This is a genomic window from Burkholderia aenigmatica (genome assembly GCF_048627025.1).
GTDB classification, from domain to species: domain Bacteria; phylum Pseudomonadota; class Gammaproteobacteria; order Burkholderiales; family Burkholderiaceae; genus Burkholderia; species Burkholderia aenigmatica.
The window spans coordinates 13,105-30,862 of sequence record NZ_CP184470.1 but is presented as its reverse complement, the minus strand read 5'-3'; the positions used below and the strand labels follow the sequence as shown (position 1 = coordinate 30,862).

General features: G+C 63.5%; 17 protein-coding genes and 2 pseudogenes. 5 read left to right on the top strand and 14 right to left on the bottom strand.

The genetic code is table 11. The features are described 5' to 3' along the window. Window positions 1–63 precede the first annotated feature (63 nt). From ACN8ZM_RS32515 to ACN8ZM_RS32480, 8 genes and pseudogenes are all read right to left on the bottom strand, one after another. On the bottom strand, window positions 64–1,017 hold the full coding sequence (locus tag ACN8ZM_RS32515; RefSeq protein WP_420213030.1) for a dTDP-4-dehydrorhamnose reductase family protein: 954 nt from the start codon (window positions 1,015–1,017) through the stop codon (window positions 64–66). A 103-nt stretch (window positions 1,018–1,120) separates the two neighbouring features. Then, window positions 1,121–1,618 carry a hypothetical protein gene (locus tag ACN8ZM_RS32510; protein ID WP_420213029.1) on the bottom strand — a complete coding sequence of 166 codons (498 nt, stop codon included), beginning with the start codon at window positions 1,616–1,618 and terminating at the stop codon, window positions 1,121–1,123. 75 nt (window positions 1,619–1,693) lie between these two features. Further along, on the bottom strand, window positions 1,694–2,188 hold the full coding sequence (locus ACN8ZM_RS32505; RefSeq protein WP_420213028.1) for a hypothetical protein: 495 nt from the start codon (window positions 2,186–2,188) through the stop codon (window positions 1,694–1,696). Next, window positions 2,166–2,720 (bottom strand): annotated as a pseudogene (locus ACN8ZM_RS32500) (type VI secretion system tip protein VgrG); the annotation flags it as partial. The pseudogene ACN8ZM_RS32500 and the gene ACN8ZM_RS32505, both read right to left, overlap by 23 nt. A gap of 227 nt (window positions 2,721–2,947) precedes the next feature. Further along, window positions 2,948–3,361, bottom strand: a complete 414-nt coding sequence (locus tag ACN8ZM_RS32495) for a DoxX family protein (protein ID WP_089454538.1) — start codon at window positions 3,359–3,361, stop codon at window positions 2,948–2,950. Window positions 3,362–4,007: 646 nt separating this feature from the next. Beyond that, entirely contained in the window at window positions 4,008–5,486 is a 1,479-nt protein-coding gene (locus ACN8ZM_RS32490; protein ID WP_420213027.1) for an aldehyde dehydrogenase, read from the bottom strand. A 124-nt stretch (window positions 5,487–5,610) separates the two neighbouring features. Continuing rightward, the gene (locus ACN8ZM_RS32485; protein ID WP_420213026.1) at window positions 5,611–6,204 is read right to left on the bottom strand and encodes a thiamine pyrophosphate-dependent enzyme; all 594 of its coding nucleotides are present in this window, start codon (window positions 6,202–6,204) and stop codon (window positions 5,611–5,613) included. Further along, window positions 6,201–6,740, bottom strand: coding sequence for a phosphonopyruvate decarboxylase (locus ACN8ZM_RS32480; RefSeq protein ID WP_420213025.1), 540 nt, complete (start codon window positions 6,738–6,740; stop codon window positions 6,201–6,203). The genes ACN8ZM_RS32485 and ACN8ZM_RS32480 overlap by 4 nt, the downstream gene beginning before the upstream one ends. A gap of 96 nt (window positions 6,741–6,836) precedes the next feature. Between ACN8ZM_RS32480 and ACN8ZM_RS32475 the strand changes: the two genes are divergently transcribed. Next, a complete protein-coding gene (locus ACN8ZM_RS32475) occupies window positions 6,837–7,769 on the top strand; it encodes a LysR family transcriptional regulator (protein ID WP_089454542.1) in 933 nt (310 codons plus the stop codon). Window positions 7,770–7,780: 11 nt separating this feature from the next. Here the strand turns inward: ACN8ZM_RS32475 and ACN8ZM_RS32470 are convergent, their stop codons facing one another. Beyond that, complete coding sequence (locus ACN8ZM_RS32470; protein ID WP_043184028.1) at window positions 7,781–8,731, bottom strand: LysR substrate-binding domain-containing protein; 951 nt, start codon at window positions 8,729–8,731, stop codon at window positions 7,781–7,783. Window positions 8,732–8,882: 151 nt separating this feature from the next. Between ACN8ZM_RS32470 and ACN8ZM_RS32465 the strand changes: the two genes are divergently transcribed. The 4 genes from ACN8ZM_RS32465 (at window position 8,883) to ACN8ZM_RS32450 (ending at window position 13,624) form a co-directional block, all read left to right on the top strand. Next, the gene (locus ACN8ZM_RS32465; protein WP_420213331.1) at window positions 8,883–9,719 is read left to right on the top strand and encodes an FAS1-like dehydratase domain-containing protein; all 837 of its coding nucleotides are present in this window, start codon (window positions 8,883–8,885) and stop codon (window positions 9,717–9,719) included. A gap of 28 nt (window positions 9,720–9,747) precedes the next feature. Further along, the gene (locus ACN8ZM_RS32460) at window positions 9,748–10,905 is read left to right on the top strand and encodes an acyl-CoA dehydrogenase family protein (RefSeq protein ID WP_420213024.1); all 1,158 of its coding nucleotides are present in this window, start codon (window positions 9,748–9,750) and stop codon (window positions 10,903–10,905) included. A 15-nt stretch (window positions 10,906–10,920) separates the two neighbouring features. Continuing rightward, complete coding sequence (locus ACN8ZM_RS32455) at window positions 10,921–12,099, top strand: CaiB/BaiF CoA transferase family protein (protein ID WP_420213023.1); 1,179 nt, start codon at window positions 10,921–10,923, stop codon at window positions 12,097–12,099. Window positions 12,100–12,301: 202 nt separating this feature from the next. Beyond that, window positions 12,302–13,624 carry an MFS family transporter gene (locus tag ACN8ZM_RS32450; protein ID WP_420213022.1) on the top strand — a complete coding sequence of 441 codons (1,323 nt, stop codon included), beginning with the start codon at window positions 12,302–12,304 and terminating at the stop codon, window positions 13,622–13,624. 180 nt (window positions 13,625–13,804) lie between these two features. Here the strand turns inward: ACN8ZM_RS32450 and ACN8ZM_RS32445 are convergent. The 5 genes and pseudogenes from ACN8ZM_RS32445 to ACN8ZM_RS32425 all read right to left on the bottom strand — a co-directional run. Continuing rightward, window positions 13,805–14,023 (bottom strand): annotated as a pseudogene (locus tag ACN8ZM_RS32445) (4Fe-4S dicluster domain-containing protein); the annotation flags it as partial. 120 nt (window positions 14,024–14,143) lie between these two features. After that, window positions 14,144–14,983 carry an HpcH/HpaI aldolase/citrate lyase family protein gene (locus tag ACN8ZM_RS32440; RefSeq protein ID WP_420213021.1) on the bottom strand — a complete coding sequence of 280 codons (840 nt, stop codon included), beginning with the start codon at window positions 14,981–14,983 and terminating at the stop codon, window positions 14,144–14,146. 44 nt (window positions 14,984–15,027) lie between these two features. After that, window positions 15,028–15,990, bottom strand: a complete 963-nt coding sequence (locus tag ACN8ZM_RS32435) for an electron transfer flavoprotein subunit alpha/FixB family protein (protein ID WP_420213020.1) — start codon at window positions 15,988–15,990, stop codon at window positions 15,028–15,030. 16 nt (window positions 15,991–16,006) lie between these two features. Next, window positions 16,007–16,756, bottom strand: a complete 750-nt coding sequence (locus tag ACN8ZM_RS32430) for an electron transfer flavoprotein subunit beta/FixA family protein (RefSeq protein WP_175020884.1) — start codon at window positions 16,754–16,756, stop codon at window positions 16,007–16,009. Window positions 16,757–17,580: 824 nt separating this feature from the next. Then, the gene (locus ACN8ZM_RS32425) at window positions 17,581–17,721 is read right to left on the bottom strand and encodes a hypothetical protein (RefSeq protein WP_420213019.1); all 141 of its coding nucleotides are present in this window, start codon (window positions 17,719–17,721) and stop codon (window positions 17,581–17,583) included. Between the last annotated feature and the right edge of the window lie 37 nt (window positions 17,722–17,758).

The window sequence follows — 17,758 nt, the reverse complement described above, 5'->3', positions numbered from 1 at the left end:
GCGCGGCCGCCAACATGGGCAGATGCGGCTCATGCGGCGCGGGGCCGCGCTTGGCGCCCGATCCTACAGCACCTGCGGCGCATCGCGCAGCACGGCGCGCAGCGCAATATCGAAAGGCGTCGCGTGATCGATCCCGGCTGCCCGCACGCGCGATGCGTCCAGATGGCAATCGTATGGGCGCGGCGTCGCGTCGGTCGGCTGGTCGATCCGCTTGAGCGCGGCGTCGATGCCGAGCGCGGCCGCGATCCGCTGCGCAATGTCGTACTTCGTCATCGGCGCCTCGCCCGACCAGTGACGGATGCCCGTGATCGATGCGCCCGCGAGATGCCGCAGCGTGAGATCGCGGATGACGTCCGCGACGTCCGGCGTATAGGTCGGGTAACGGATCGCCCAGGCGTCCATGCCGACCGCGTCGGCACCCGGGCGCGCAGAGGCGACGATCGCCGGCACCAGGCTCGTGACGGCCGACTCGCTCCAGTCGACGATCGGGCCGTAGAGCAGCGGCAGGCGCAGCACGCATGACAGCGGCGACGCGGCGAGCAGTGCCGCCTCGCCTTCCAGCTTCGTGCGGCCGTAGATGTTCAGCGGATTCGGGGCGGCGTCTTCACGGTACGGGGCAGCCTTGCCGTCGAACACGTAGTCGGTGGAGATGCCGAGTGTCCACGCACCATGGCGCGCGGCGAGCGCACCGATGCGGGCCTGGGCGGTGACGTTGATCGCGCGTGCGCCGGCAGGGTCGCGCTCGCAGACATCCGGGCGACGTTCGGCCGCGCAGATGATCACGGCGGCCGGCTGGCAGGTGGCGAAGAGGTGTTCGAGGGCCGGCTCGTCGAGGACGTCGAGTTCGGCGATGTTTTCCGGGGGCAGCGCCAGGCGTTTTGCGCCTGCGCTTTGCGGGGTTCGGATGGTCGCGACGAGGTTCAACGACGATTCGCGGGACAGGGACGCGGCAACCGCGCGGCCGAGCAGGCCGGCGGCGCCGATGAGGAGGACGGTCGAGTGCGGCACGGTAGCCATCTATGAAAGGGGAACGGGAATCCCCCAATCTATACAAGAACAGGCAGCCGATGTCGACTCCCCTGCCGCGTCGGCAGCCACGCGAGCACGCCCGTTGCGCGGTTCAGTGTCCGGCCACCGCGCACGGTTCCCCCTGCTGCCCCGGCGTCGCGATGCGGAGACCGCCGCCCGCTTGCCCGATCACGCAAAACGCCGAGCCGTACACGGGCCCCTCATTCCCCGCCGGTACGATCGAGATGCTGTAGAACTTGTCGAGGTCCAGCGTCCTCGGCGGGGTACGCACGATTGCACCGGCGATGGCCTGACCATAGACGAGACATTCGCCTCGCTGCAGATACACCGGCGGCGCACGCTCCGGTATCTCCAGCGCCCAGTACATCACGACGGGACTGACGGGCCCCGTTTGTCGGCTCACACCGATCGAGCTGATCCGGATCGGCTCCGAGCCGGTATCGTCGCTCATGGGCAGGCAAGCAGCCGGTTTTCCATCGACCTGCCGGACGTCCAGGCGGATCGGGCCATGCGACATGGCGTCCGCACGGGAGACGAACAGGCAGCAGGACAGGCAAGCCATGGCGCAGCTTCGCAACATGCTCCTCATGCTTCGACTCCATTCATCGCAACCTCGACACCACACGAATCAATCAGTCATGCCAACCAGTCCGGCATGCGCCGGTCAGGGATGGGCCGCACAGGGATTCCGGTCGTTCCGCGGCACTGCGATCTGCACGCCGCCACCGGGCCGCTCGAGCGTACAGAACGCCGCACTGTAGACCGGGCCGGCGTCCCCGTCCGGAATGATCGAGATGGTGTAGGTCCGGTTGAGTTCCAGCGGCTTGGGCGGCGTGCGGACGATGGCGCCTTTCACGCTCTGCCCATACACGAGGCACTCGCCACGCTTCAGGTAGGCAGGCGTGGCCTCCGCCGGCATCTCGAACCACCAGTAAGTGACGTCGGGGCTCGCCGGGCCGGTTGGCCTGGCGACACCGACCGTGCGGATCCGGATGACAGGCTCGGCCCGTTCGTCGTTCACGGGCAGGCACGCGGCAGGGTTCCCGTCGACCTGCCTGATTTCCAGTTCGACGGGCGCCTCCGACGTTGCCATCGCACGCGACAGGCACAACACGCATGCGAGCATACCCAACACGCTACCGCGGAAGATTGTCTGCATTCCCGGGATCCTCCAGCAGCGGAGCAAGGACACGATCGAGCTCGTCCGGCGTGCCGACGTAGCCACGATGGAAGACGGCGAAAGGCGCCTTCAGCACCTGCACCGCGTAGTAATCCGCGACCAGGTTGCCCTGCTGCTCCATGTTGTAATCGTGAAATACCGCACCCGGCGCGATGGTGTATTTGTATGCGCGCTGTCCGCGAATCGTGACGGTCAGCGCATGCCATCGCACCGCATACCCACGCTGGTACTGCCAGACATGGGTCATCTCGTGCATGAAAAAGCTTCTTTTCCAGATGTGCGGGCCGTTCATTGCCGAGAAGTCGTCGACGTACAGGTCATCAAGGAAATACATCTTCCCGTTCGGCGTGACGGCGGTGTGCTTGCTTTGCAGGTTGAACCAGAAGTAGCTCCCTTTGTGCACCCGCACCTTGTCGTAGTCGATGCCGTCCTTGAAGACCGTCCAGGCCATTTCAATTTCGCCCGCGGTCAACACCCGCTCATGGGCTTCAACCTTCACCGTCTTCTCCGATTCTCTCTATTGAAACTGGCTCGTCTGCCACCCTTGAAAACGAAACGCAATGCGCAAGCACGGCGCGCAACGCGGCGCGAACCGCGCCGCTGCGCACGCGCCATCATGTCCGGAACCTGTTCGTTTGGCAACGCAGTGCCCGCGCCGCCAGCCCCGCCAACAAAAACAAAGCCCGGTGCACTTTCGTGCACCGGGCCTGCGAACCCGAACGGACACTCTGCGCCGACTTACTTACGGTCGAGCGAATAGCGCCCCGGCCCGGTCAGCGCGAGCAACAGCAGCCCGCCCATGATGCTCACGTTCTTGTAGAAGTTGATCATCGCCATGTATTGATCCATCCCCTGCAGCGCCCAGTAGCGATGGCCGATCAGCGCGGTCGCGAGCGTATAGGCAGCGAACGCCAGTGCCAGCGGACGCGTATAGAAACCAACCGCGATCAGCAGGCCGCCGACCAGCTCGACCGCCACCGCAATTGCGGCCGCCAGCTCGGGCGCCGGGTTCCCCGTCGACGCCATGTACGCGACCGTGCCCGAGAAGCCGCTCAGCTTCTGCCAGCCGAACAGCACGAACAGGATCATCAACAATACGCGAGCCGCCAGCAGCAGCTCGTCCTTCTTCGACTCCAGCGAAACGTAACGCATAGCAATCACCCTTGAATTGACGGTTTGATGCATCCGGTGCCGATACACGCCGAATCGGCGCGCCAGGTTGGCAACGAACTACTCCTCGCACAATCGGACAGCAAGCCGGCTGGCCCGCCGCCGAAGAATCCGTCTGGTCGCGCCGTTCCTGGCACGCTCCGGATCGGTTCTGGCGAAGCACGGGTGCAGTCTACTGTCTCCCCAGGAATCATCAATCGGTCTAGATATGATTCGCTGTCTCATTTTGGTGGACAATAGAGGACAACGTCGCCGGTAGACAACCACCAGCGGCGTATCGCGAACGAAATCTGAACAGGGCGTTGCGCTTGTCCCCGCGTCGATGCGGAAGCTGGCGCCAGAGAATGTGGTCGTCCGCCCGTTGACGGAGAAAGTGAAGATAGTTATTGCGGCACTGCTCTGGAACACGCGCCGCCATCACCCGATGGTCGACGAAGCGGTGGCGTGGCTGAAGGAGCGGATGAGTCGATCACGATGAACATGGCAGCGGGTGATCGATCGTCTCCATGTCCCCCGTGACGATGAAATGGCGCGATCAGGACGTGGCTCGAATTCGGGCCGGATACTGGCGACACACGGGAACATGCGACTCGGTGGGCGCGCAGGCAAGCGCGCCCACTTCGGTTGACTAGCGCAGCACGAACGGATTGCCGGTCGACGCGCCCGTGTTGATCCACACGCTTTTCGTCTGCAGGTATTCGCTTACGGCGTCGATGCCGTTCTCACGGCCCAACCCGGAATCCTTGTACCCGCCGAACGGGGACATGTAGCTGACCGCGCGATAGGTATTCACCCAGACCGTGCCCGATTCGATCCGCTCCGCCATCCGGAATGCGCGGCCGATGTCGCTCGTCCATACGCCGGCGCCGAGGCCGAAACGCACATCGTTCGCGATCTCGACTGCTTCGTCCTCCGTATCGAAGCGGATCACGGAGAGCACGGGACCGAATACCTCTTCCTGTGCGATCCGCATATCGTTGCTGACGCCGGTGAAGATCGTCGGCTCGACGAACCAGCCGTCGCCGCACTCGGCGCGTGTCGCGGCCTGCCCGCCGAGCGCAAGCCTGGCGCCTTCGCGCCGTGCGACGTCGATATAGTGGAGTACCTTGTCGTATTGCGGGCGCGTCGTGATCGGCCCGACCTGCGTGCCGGCATCCATCGGATTGCCCATGCGCGCGGTACGCGCGAGCGCGACCACGCGCTCGACCACCTCGTCATGCACCTTCGACTGCACGAGCAGCCGCGATCCGGCGATACAGGTCTGCCCCGTCGCCGCGAAAATGCCGGATACCGCGCCATTGACCGCGTCGTCGAGATTCGCATCGTCGAATACGATGTTCGGCGACTTTCCGCCCAGCTCGAGGCTCACGTGCTTGAAATCGCGAGCGGCCTGCTCGTTGATCCGGCGCCCGGTCGAATCCGCACCGGTAAACGTGACCTTGCGCACGAGCGGATGCGATACGAGTGCGCTGCCGACTTCGTTGCCGAAGCCGGTCACGACGTTCACGACACCACGCGGGAATCCGACCTCGTGCAGCAGTTCGACGAATTCGAGCGTTGAGGCCGACGTGAATTCCGACGGCTTGACGACCGCCGTGCACCCGGCGGCGAGCGCGGGCGCGAGCTTCCATGCCAGCAGCATCAGCGGCGAGTTCCAGGGCGTGATGATCGCGACGACACCGAGCGGTTCACGTCGCGTGAAATTGAAGTAGCCCTTCTTGTCGAGCGGTATCACGTCGCCCTGGATCTTGTCCGCCAGCCCACCGTAGTAGCGGTACCACTGCGGCAAGTATTGGAGTTGCGCATGCATCTCCGCATGCAGCTTGCCATTGTCGCGCACCTCGACTTCGGCAAGACGGGCTGCGTCGCCGGCCAGGCGATCGGCGAACCGGCAGAGCAACTGCCCACGCGCGCTGGCGGACAACTCTCGCCACGCGCCGGCAACGAACGCACGATGCGCGGCCCGCACCGCGAGATCGGCGTCGGCTTCATTGCCTCGTGCGATTTCGGCCCACGGCTGGCCGGTGAACGGGTTGTCGCTGTTGAACCACTGACCGCTTGCGGGCTCGCGCCGCTCGCCGTCGACAAAATGAAAGTAGCGTTGCATGACCGGCTCGCTGATGTCGATGATTGCGTTCCGTGCCGGCGCACGATCAAGCCGTGCAACAGCCCGCGGAACAAAAAAGCGTGCGCCGGATACCCGCGCATCCGGCGCACGCGGAGGACGTGCGTCAGAACGGCGCGAAACCGAGACCTTCGCGGAAGCGGTTCTTGATATAGACGCCGTCCCGGGGCGGAAGCGCGCGCGGCGGTTCGTCAGCGCGGATGTGAACCTGCGCGAACACCGGGCCGCTCCCCACCTTCACGCGCTCGACGACGTGGGTGACGTCACGTTCGTCGTGAATCGCGAACGAATCGGCCAGGCCAAAACCCTTCGCGACCGCGACGAGATCCGTGCCGAGGCTCGAATGGCTTTGCTGCATGCCGGTTTCGCCGTAGTGCCCGTTGTCGAGTACGACGATCGTGAGGTTCTTCGGTTGCTTCGCGCCGATCGTGCCGAGCACGCCGATTCCCATCAGCTGTTCGCCGTCGCCGGTGACGACGACGACCTGCCTTTCCGGTTGCGCGAGCGCGAGGCCGAGGCCCAGCGCGGCGGCCCCGCCCATCGCCCCCCACAAATAGAAGTTGCTGACGCGATCGCCAGCGGCGAATACGTCATAGGACGCCGATCCGAGGCCTGTCACGACCAGTGCGTCCGGTACACCGGCCAGCAGGCTCGCGACGAACGCGCGCCGCTCGATCGTCTTCGTGTTCTGCCCGCTCATTGCTGTCTCTCCCATTTCTTGCGACCGATGAGGCTTTGCGACAGCAGGACCGCGACTTGCTCGCCCGCTTCGAACGCGGCATCGAAGCCCGCACTGACAATTTCCTCGACATCCTCGGGGCGATCGGCGCGCAACACCGTGATTCCCATCAGCTCGAGCGCAGCCTGGGTCGCCTTCCCCATCGGCCCTTGCCACGGGTTGAACTCCGCATACTCGCCACGCATCGTCACGAGCGTGAAGAATGGAAAGTTGCAGCTGCGCAGCAGCGAAAACATGTTCACGCAATTGCCGACACCGCTGCTCTGCATCAGCAACACCGCACGCTGCCCGCCGAGCCACGCCCCGCTTGTCAGTGCGACGCCTTCTTCCTCGGTCGTCAGGGCGATCGCCTCGATCTCGTCGTCGGCAATCGCCCGGCGAATCACCTCCGTATGTCCCGCATCCGGTACGTAAGCGATTTGCCGGGTACCGCCGGCCTTCAGGACAGAAAATATGGACTCCTGCCAGACCGGCGTTTGTCCCGCTGCAGCGCTCATGTGACGTGCTCCTTCATGAAGTGGTTTCAGGCATAATAAAATGCGATTACACCCATCAAGAAATAGAGATTTCTGATTGAAGGATCACGAATCGGCATGGACCTCAAGCAACTGCGCGCGCTGCTGGCCGTCGCTGAAACGGGCAGCGTCACACGTGCGGCCGACGTGCTGCACATCGTTCAACCTGCCGTCTCCCGGCAACTGAAGCTGCTCGAGGAAGACGTCGGGATGGCGCTCTTCGAGCGAGGCAGATATGGGATGGAACTGACGGAGTCGGGCGAGATCCTCGCCGAGCACGCCAGGCGTGCGCTGCTCGAACTCGACCGGGCACGCGCCGAAATCCAGCCGTCCGACGCCAGGATTTCCGGCATCGTGACGATCGGGCTGTTGCCGAGCACGTCGGATCTGCTCGCCGGACCACTCCTGAGCGAAGTCAGGGATCGCTACCCCGCCGTGAACCTCCGGATTGCCGTGGGCTATGCCGGACATATGCGCGACTGGCTCGAATCGGGCGAAGTCGACGCGGCGCTGCTTTACAACCCGAAGGCCACGCCGACCGTTCAGGTTCAACCGTTGCTCAGCGAGAGTCTGTGCGTCGTCGGACCGCCATCGTCGCGGCTGTCAGCCAAACGCCCGGTCGCGCTTGCCGACCTCACATCGTGGCCGATGATCCTGCCGAGTGCGCCGCATGGCATACGCAACCTGCTGGAACAGGCGTGCCCCGGTACCGGGATGAAGCTCAACGTGGTCGTCGAAACGAATGCCATGAGCGTGCAGAAAAACCTGGTCGCCGGTGGGCATGGCTTCACGATCCTGCCGAGCATCGCCGTCACCGAAGAGGTCGCGCGCAAGCAGCTTCGTGCGGCGCCGCTCACCGATCAGGCACTGCAGCGAACGATCGTGCTTGCGCTGCCGAATACGCGCCGGATCGCGACGGCCGTGCGCGCGGTCTCGTCGATCCTGGTGCTCGAAATGAAGCGCGCCGTCGAGCGCGGCGACTGGCCGGCCGCACACTGGCTCGCCGACTGACCCCGCCGGGCTCACGCGGGCGAGGCGTCGGCCGCGCGCAACGTAATGCCGGTCCACGCACCGCTGGCGGCCAGTTCCTGCACCAGTTCGACGATCGTCTGACGCACCGCGAGGGCGGCCGAATTCACCGGCGACGTATTCGACCAGCACAAGCTGGCGGGACGCTGGATCTCCGGATCGACGATCCGGCGCATCTTCGGGCGACCTGACGGGTCACGCAGCGCAACCGCCGACGCAGGCAGAATCGTGCATGCAGCGCCCGACTGCGCAAGCGACAACAAGGTGGGCAACGAATCGATATCCGCGATGATGTTGAGCGGGACTTCCTCGCGTGCGAAGGTGCGCTCGAGCAGCAAGCGCAGACCATTGGGCGCGCCTGGCGCGACGAGCGGCACGCCGGCAAGCGCAGCGAGACTGCAGGTGCGTGAACGCGACGCTATGGCGCCACCCGGCTCGCCGAGCAGGCACAGCATTTCGTCGAAGAGCGGCAAGGCGGTAATCCCGGTCGTGTTCGACTCCCGAAACAGGATCGCGAGATCGAGCCGCCCGTTCGCCAGCAATTCGTTGATGAAACCGCTCATGCTCTCGACGTACTGCAGCCGAATGCCCGGGTACCGCGCACGCACGCGTTCGAACACCGGTACCGCCAGAATCGATGTCATCGTCGTCGGGAAACCGACCGCGACCGTGCCCGATTCGCTGCCCGCCCCCTCCTTCACTTCCTGGCGCAACTGCTCCATTTGTCTGAGCACGAGATGCGCGTGTCGGTAGAGTGCCTGCCCTGCGGCCGTCGGCTTGACGCCCTGAGGGCTGCGAACCAGCAGCGCGACGCCAAGATCGTCTTCGAGTTTTGCAATCTGCTGGCTTAGGGACGGCTGCGCAACGTAGAGCTTTTCCGCCGCTTTCCCGAGGCTGCCGTATTCGACGATGCTGACAAAGTAACGAAGCTGGCGGATGTCCATGATGGTTCGAATCGGGTCGACAGGTCATAGGATACCCCTATGACCGGTACATTCAAACGGTATTTCCGCCGGACAGGCGCTTCCAATACAGTCGTCGTCATCCTACTTCGAACAGCCGGGTCACCCGGCGATGGAGACGACATTGAACGCAATGCAGCCCGGCGCCGGCCATGACGGCACCCAGATCGCCGCGGATGTGATCGCTCTCGATCGCGCCACGGCCTTCGCCGCCACACTCGATCTTGACCGGCACCCCGTAGCCGGCGACGCGCTGCCGCCGCTCTGGCACTGGCTCTACTTCTGGTCGGTTGCTCGGCAGTCCGAACTCGGCCGCGACGGACATCCGCTCAAGGGCGGCTTTCTCCCCGATCTCGGCCTGCCGCGCCGCATGTGGGCGGGCGGGCGCGTCGTATTCGAAAACCCGCTGCCGATCGGCGAGACCGCCGTGCGCACGTCGCGTGTGCTGTCCGTCGAACACAAGGAGGGACGCAGCGGTCCGCTCGGCTTCGTGACGGTCGAGCACCTGATCGAAAGCGGCGGCACCGTCGCGATCCGCGAAGAACACGACATCGTCTATCGCGGCGCGGCAGAACCCGGTGCGGCCGCTCCCGCACCGAAGGCCGCGCCGGACGGCGCGCAGTGGCAGCGCGACGTCACACCGGACGAAGTCCAGCTCTTCCGCTATTCGGCATTGACGTTCAACGGCCACCGGATCCACTACGACCGCACCTACGCACGCGAAATCGAAGGTTACCCGGACCTCGTCGTGCACGGACCGCTGATCTCGACCCTGTTGCTGGATCTCGTCCCGCGCGCGCTCCCGGGCGCAACCGTTCGCGAGTATGCGTACCGCGCGGTGCGGCCGACGTTCCTCGGCAACACGTTCAGCGTATGCGGACGCGTCGCGGAGGACGGCAAAACGATCGACCTGTGGGCCAAGGACCACGACGGCTGGCTGACGATGTCTGCCCGCGCGACCCTTGCCTGACTCCCCCGTATTGACCAAGAGACACCCCATGACCCATGCCGACGCCTATCAGGACATTCGCGAAGCCGTTCGCGATCTCTGCAGCCAGTTTTCCGCCGAATATTTCCGCAAGGTCGATGAAGAACGCGGCTATCCGGAAGCGTTCGTCGACGCGCTGACGAAAGCCGGATGGCTCGCCGCGCTGATTCCGCAGGAATATGGCGGCTCGGGCCTCGGACTCACCGAGGCGTCGATCATCATGGAGGAGATCAATCGCGCAGGCGGCAACTCGGGGGCTTGCCACGGCCAGATGTACAACATGGGCACGCTGCTGCGCCACGGCTCCGCCGAGCAGAAGCAGCATTATCTGCCGAAGATCGCGAGCGGCGAGCTGCGTCTGCAGTCGATGGGCGTCACCGAGCCGACGACGGGCACCGACACGACGAAGATCAAGACGACCGCGGTACGCAAGGGCAACCGGTACGTGATCAACGGCCAGAAGGTATGGATCTCGCGGATCCAGCATTCCGACCTGATGATCCTGCTCGCGCGCACGACACCGCTGTCCGACGTGAAGAAGAAATCCGAAGGCATGTCGATCTTCCTCGTCGATCTCCATCACGCGATCGGCAACGGGATGACGGTCCGCCCGATTCCGAACATGGTCAACCACGAGACGAACGAGCTGTTCTTCGACAACCTCGAGATTCCCGCGGAGAACCTGATCGGCGAGGAAGGCCAGGGCTTCAAGTACATCCTCGATGGCCTGAACGCAGAGCGCACGCTGATCGCGGCCGAGTGTATCGGCGACGGCTACTGGTTCGTCGACAAGGTCTCGCAGTATGTGAAGGATCGCGTCGTGTTCGGCCGGCCGATCGGCCAGAACCAGGGCGTGCAGTTCCCGATCGCCCGCTCCTTCATCAACGTCGAAGCGGCCAGCCTGATGCGTTTCGAGGCTGCGCGGCGATTCGATGCGCACCAGCCGTGCGGCGCGCAGGCGAACATGGCGAAGCTGCTCGCGGCCGATGCATCATGGGAAGCAGCGAACGCCTGCCTGCAATTCCACGGCGGTTTCGGCTTCGCGAGCGAATACGACGTCGAGCGCAAGTTCCGCGAGACGCGCCTGTATCAGGTCGCCCCGATCTCGACGAACCTGATCCTGTCGTACGTCGCCGAGCATATCCTCGGCCTGCCGCGTTCGTTCTGACGGGGAGCGTCGGTCATGCGCCCACTGGAAGGCATCAAGGTCGTCACGTTCGAACACGCGATCGCGGCACCGTTCTGCACGCGCCAGCTTGCGGATCTCGGCGCACGCATCATCAAGGTCGAACGGCCCGGCGTAGGCGACTTCGCGCGCAACTACGACGAGCGCGTGTCGGGGCTCGCGTCGCACTTCGTGTGGACCAATCGCTCGAAGGAAAGCATCACGCTCGATGTGAAGCAGCCCGCGGCGATCGAGGTCGTGCACAAGCTGCTCGCCGATGCCGACGTGTTCGTGCAGAATCTCGCGCCCGGCGCAACCCAGCGGCTGGGGCTCGGCTACGAAACGCTGCGCGATCGATATCCGAGGCTGATCGTCTGCGACATCTCGGGTTACGGGCTCGACGGTCCGTTCCGTGACAAGAAGGCGTATGACCTGCTGATTCAGAGCGAGTCAGGTTTCCTGAGCATCACCGGCTCCGACGGCGAACCGGCGAAAGCCGGCTGCTCGATCGCCGATATCGCCGCCGGCATGTACGGCTATACGAACATCCTCGCGGCACTCATCGAACGCGGGCGGACCGGCAAAGGCCGCCACATCGACGTGTCGATGCTCGAAAGCATGGTCGAGTGGATGAGCTATCCGCTCTACTACGCGATCGACGGCCAGACCGCACCGCGCCAGACCGGCGCGTCGCACGCGACGATCTTCCCTTACGGCCCGTTCAAGGCCGGCGACGGCAAGACCGTGATGCTCGGCCTGCAGAACGAGCGTGAATGGAAAAGCTTCTGCGAGATCGTGCTTCGACAGCCGGAAGTGACGACGGACGAGCGATTCATCTCGAACAGCCGTCGCGTCGCGAATCGCGACGCACTCATGGCCGTCATCGTTCGTGCGTTCTCGCCCCTGACGGCCGCCGACGTGATCGACCGGCTTGAGCAGGCCGGTATCGCGAACGCCCGCATGAACGACATGCAGGCCGTCTGGGAGCATACCCAGCTCATCGCACGAAACCGATGGACCACGGTCGGCACGCCGGCGGGCGACATCCCCGCCCTCTGTCCGCCAGGACTCGACCTCGCAGACGAGCCGCGCATGGATCCCGTGCCCGCGCTTGGCCAGCATACCGATGCCGTCCTGCGTGAGCTCGGCTACGACGACTACCAGATTGGCGCGCTGCGCGAAACCGGCGCGGTCTGAACGAGCACCCCCGCGCCGGTCGGCGCATCTCTTAGCACTACTACAACAAAAAGCCGCACCCGTCATCGGGTGAACGGCATTCCATTCAAGAGCTGCACATGGGATCGGGGCCAGCGCTAACGCGCCGGCTCCGATCGACCGCGAAGCATGGAATCGGAGTAGGCGCTGAAGCGCTGACTCTGATCGACCCTGGAGACAACGCATGCCCGTCACGACCGTGGCCGATTCGGCCAATCCACTCCCCTCCGACGCGATTTCCGCTCGCAAGCCTGCTTTGAAAGCCATCCTCGTGGCTTGCTCAGGCAATGTGGTCGAGTGGTTCGACTTCTTCGCCTACGCCTTCACGGCACTGTATTTCGCGCCGGCGTTCTTTCCCGCCGGCGATCCGACATCGCAGTTGCTGAATACCGCCGGCATTTTCGCAGCCGGGTTCCTGATGCGACCCGTGGGCGGCTGGCTCTTTGGCCGGATCGCAGACCGGCGGGGGCGAAGGAAATCGATGGTCATCTCGGTGCTCATGATGTGCTTCGGTTCGCTCATGATCGCCGTGTTGCCGACCTATGCGCAGATCGGCGCGTGGTCATCCCTGCTGCTGTTGCTCGCCCGTCTGCTTCAAGGCCTGTCCGTCGGCGGAGAATACGGAACCAGCGCGACCTATCTGAGCGAAGTCGCCACGCCCGGGCGCCGGGGGTTCTATGGCTCCTTCCACTACGCGACGATCATTGCAGGTCAGTTGCTTGCGGTGCTCGTCGTCGCGATTCTTCAGTCGCTGCTGACAACGGAGGAACTCCGCCGCTGGGGCTGGCGGGTCCCGTTTGCGCTCGGCGCCGTTGGCGCTGTCGTCGCGATGGTCGTGCGGCGTGCCATGCACGAATCCAGCTCCAGCGCGCATCGCGCCCATCCGCTGGCCGGCACGATTCGAGGCATGCTGCAGCATCCCAGGGAATTGCTGATGGTGCTGGGTTTTACAGGGGGTGGCTCGCTGCTGTTTTACACGACCACCTCGTACATGCAGAAATACATGGTCAACACGGCTCATATGAACCCGAAGACGGCCAGTAGCGTCATGACTGGCGCACTCTTCATCTTCATGTGCGTGCAGCCGCTGTTCGGCATGTTGTCCGACCGCATTGGCCGCCGTCCGCAGATGATTGCATTCAGCCTGTTCTTCATTGGTGCGACTGTCCCGCTGATGACCGTCATCGGCGCGAATGCGGATCCGTGGAAAGCGTTCGGGCTGGTTCTGGTGAGCCTGCTCGGCATGAGCCTGTACACCTCCATCAGCGGGCTGCTCAAGGCAGAATTGTTCCCGGCAGGTGTGCGTGCGATGGGCGTTGGCCTGCCCTATGCCATCGCCAACGCCGCGTTCGGCGGAACAGCCGAGTATGTCGCGCTGTGGTTGAAATCACGTGGAATCGAGTCCACGTTCTTCTGGTACGTGAGCGCCATGAGCGTCGTGCTGCTGATTTGCTCGATGTGTCTCCGACGCGCGGGTGAAGCGACGCACCTCGACGAGCGGAAGTAGCGGCCAGAAGCCCGCGCCACACGCGCGTCGCCGATGCATAGGGAAGGTCGGGTCGTCGCGTTGCAGCAATATCGCGACGGCACGGTCATCGATGTACTGCGCGCAGTCTCGTGATCGTGATTCCGATCGTTGGCAAACCCCTCGTCTATCGTCATGAGCGGGTTTGTCTCTTCCGCTTAACATGTTCGGGTAGTTCGGTCCGCCGCCACTTTCCGGCGTGACCCACACGATGTTCCGCGTCGGGTCCTTGATGTCGCAGGCCTTGCAGTGCACGCCGTCCTGCGCGTTGATCACCAGGCGGTCGCTGTCGTCGCCGTTCTTCACGAACTCATACGCGGCCGCCGGGCAGAACCGCCCCTTCGGCCCCGCGGACGTACGCAGGTTCACGTTCACCGGCACGTATGCGGGTAATGCGGCGTTCCATCCGTGCTTCAGGTTTCAAACGGGTATAGAGGCACGCGCTCGATGGACTACCCCGGTTCAACCGCTCGAATCGAGCACAGCTCACCGGGAACCGGTTCAGGCAGCCACCGTCATCCTGCGGTGCGACGCAAATGCGAGGACCTTCTGCGCACGCAACAAAACCGGACGGTCGACCATCTTTCCATCCACCGTCGTTGCAGCACCGTCTGCACGAGACACCGCATCGACCACGCGAGTCGCCCACTCGACATCGCGAGCGCTCGGGCAGTAACACGCGTGTACCGCCGCGATCTGCCCGGGATGGATACAGAGCTTCGCGCCGAAGCCGTGACGCTTGCCGTTCTGCGTATCCGCCACGAGCCGCTCCGTATCGTGGATATCAGGCGTGACACCGTCTACCGGCTGCTCAATCCCGGCGACACGCGACACAAGGGCAAGCTGGGTCCGGTAAGGATTCAACGCCTCGCCATCGTCATCGGTTCCCATCTCCGCGATGAAGTCGAGCGTGCCGAACATCAAGCGCTTCACATAAGGCGCTTTTGCGATGTCCATCGCCGACCACATCCCTCTTGCCGTTTCAATGAGAGGAAAAACCGGGATCTTGCGTTTCGCGTTCGATACGACTTCGACGATATCGTCGAGCCCCTCCGTTTTGGGAATGACGACACCCGCGATACCTTCAAGCCCGACGAGTTTTGCATCCTGCTCGAACCAGGGCGTACCACGTCCGTTGATTCTCACGAGAACCGGCTGGTCGCGCGACACCCATGCCCTCACGGTTTCCCGGGCGCTGTCCTTGGCTGCGGGCTCGACGGCATCCTCGAGATCGATGATGACCGCGTCGGCGCCACTCGCAAGCGCGCTCGCAAAACGCTCCGGCCGATTACCCGGAACAAAAAGATATGACTGGGCGGAGAAGGCAACTTCGGATGACATGGCAATCTTCTGTAAAGGGACGAACAGGAGGCAGGACTCGCCGATCACTGCAATGCTTCGCGTAGCTCCGGCACGAGCGCGAACAGATCGCCGACGAGGCCGTAGTCGGCCACGCTGAAGATCGGTGCTTCCGGATCCTTGTTGATCGCGACGATCACCTTCGAATCCTTCATGCCGGCCAAGTGCTGGATCGCACCCGAGATGCCGACCGCGATGTACAGCTGCGGCGCGACGATCTTGCCGGTCTGGCCGACCTGGTAGTCGTTCGGCACGTAGCCGGCGTCGACTGCCGCGCGCGATGCGCCCAGGGCTGCCGACAGCTTGTCTGCCAGCGGCTCCAGTACCTTCGTGTAGTTTTCGCCGCTGCCCAGACCGCGGCCGCCCGACACGATGATCTTCGCGCTCGTCAGTTCCGGACGGTCCAGCTTCGTCACCTCACGGCTCACGAATTGCGACTTGCCGGCGTCGGCTGCCGCTTCGATCTTGTCGACCGACGCGCTGCCGCCTTCCGCTGCCACCGGATCGAAACCCGTCGCACGCACCGTGATCACCTTGATCGGGTCGCTCGATTGCACCGTCGCAATCGCGTTACCCGCGTAGATCGGGCGCTCGAACGTGTCGGCCGAATCGACCGCCGTGATGTCCGAGATCTGCGCGACGTCCAGCTTCGCGGCGATACGCGGCGCGATGTTCTTGCCGTAGGCCGTCGCCGGCGCGAGGATGTGCGAGTAGTCCTTCGCGATGTTCAGCGCGGTCGCCTCGACGTTTTCCGCGAGGCCCGCTTCGAGTTGCGGCGCGTCGGCCAGGAGTACCTTCGACACCCCTGCGATCTTCGCTGCTGCGTCCGCTGCCGCTTGCGCGTTGTGGCCCGCGACCAGCACGTGGATGTCACCGCCGATCTTCGCTGCCGCCGCCACCGTGTTCAGCGTCGCGGCCTTGATCGACGCGTTGCCCCCCAAGGGGGCTTCCTTCGGGGCGTCGTACTCTGCAATCACCAGAATCGTCATTTCTCTCCGCTCCCTCTTACAGCACCTTGGCTTCGGTCTTCAGCTTCTCGACCAGCGTCTTCACATCCGGCACCTTCACGCCGGCGGCGCGCTTCGGCGGCTCGACCACCTTCAGCGTCTTCAGACGCGGCGCAACGTCCACGCCCAGGTCTTCCGGCTTCACGGTTTCCAGCGGCTTCTTCTTCGCCTTCATGATGTTCGGCAGCGTCACGTAGCGCGGCTCGTTCAGGCGCAGGTCGGTCGTGATCACCGCCGGCAGCGTCAGCGACAGCGTTTCCGCGCCGCCGTCGACTTCGCGTGCCACCGTTGCCTTACCGTCAGCCACCGTGACCTTCGACGCGAACGTCGCTTGCGGCAGGCTTGCCAGCGCAGCCAGCATCTGGCCCGTCTGGTTCGAATCGTCGTCGATCGCCTGCTTGCCGAGGATCACCAGTTGCGGCTGTTCCTTGTCGACCAGCGCCTTCAGGATCTTCGCGACGGCCAGCGGCTCGACGCTGTCGGTCGATTCGACCAGGATCGCGCGATCCGCGCCGATCGCCAGCGCCGTACGCAGCGTTTCCTGCGCTTGCGCGACGCCCACCGACACGGCGATCACTTCGGTCGCCACGCCCGCTTCCTTCAGGCGCACCGCTTCTTCAACCGCGATTTCGTCGAACGGGTTCATCGACATCTTCACGTTCGCAATGTCGACACCCGTGTTGTCCGACTTCACGCGGACCTTCACGTTGTAGTCGACGACACGTTTGACTGCCACCAGAATTCGCACCTGCTATCTCCTCGGTCGCCCGTACGATGTGCCGCCTGCCGCAACAGGCACGCTCACGCTTTGGGCTTGATTGAATGCGCTGATTGAAATGGCATTTGAACCCGTCGCCGAGGGTTGCGCAAATATTCGATCGCACTGCCGGCCATAGGATGAACCTATGTCGAGCGCTCACTTCGAAACGACCCGGCGGGCATCCCCGGAGCAGTGAGTGATCGTTCGAGCAGTACCGTGAGCAATGCACGTTCGTGCCACTCGATCCGGTGCATCCCCTCGATGAATTGCGCACGACGGTCATTCGAATCAGTGACATACCGGCCGATCCACGTCACGGCGTCGACGCTCTCCGTGACCACCGCAAACTGCGCAGGCGCCGGGCGGCCGAGTTCCCATTCGCCCGCCTGTTTGGTCGAAAGCCGGTGATGCGGCAACGCTGTCGCACGTGGTGACAGCCACGAGATGCCCGATCCGCGGCGACCGAATGTCGGTCCGGCAAAAAATCGATTAACGGGTTTCGTCTGGCCACTACTGCGATCTCTATTAAGACGACATAACGAGTCCGCGGAAATTCCCTTCAACTACAGTTCACGCATATGTCTATGAATTTCGCGTGAATTCTCGTAGTCGCCGAAATTCTGACCCTGACAAATTCTGGAACAACCATGACAACGCTAATGCCGGTGGTCGTTTCCGCATCGACTGGGTTTTTCCAATTTTCTTCGCAAGCCTCTGTCGAGCCGCCAAGCCTCACGGTCTCGATTTTCGGCAGGGTCACCATCTATCGACCCGCTGTTTAGCGAGACAAGCTAAAAATTTTCATCAAACATTCACGCCATCTGCAAGTTTTCAATGCCGGCAAAAATCCCTAAGAAAATACAATCAAAATGATGTTTTTCCTGCCAAAAAACGCCAATTTCCATCTCGAACCACCCCGCCTCTCGCCCATCCGCATTTTTCTCAACAATCATTACAAAAAATTACCAAGTAATACCGATTTAAATATAC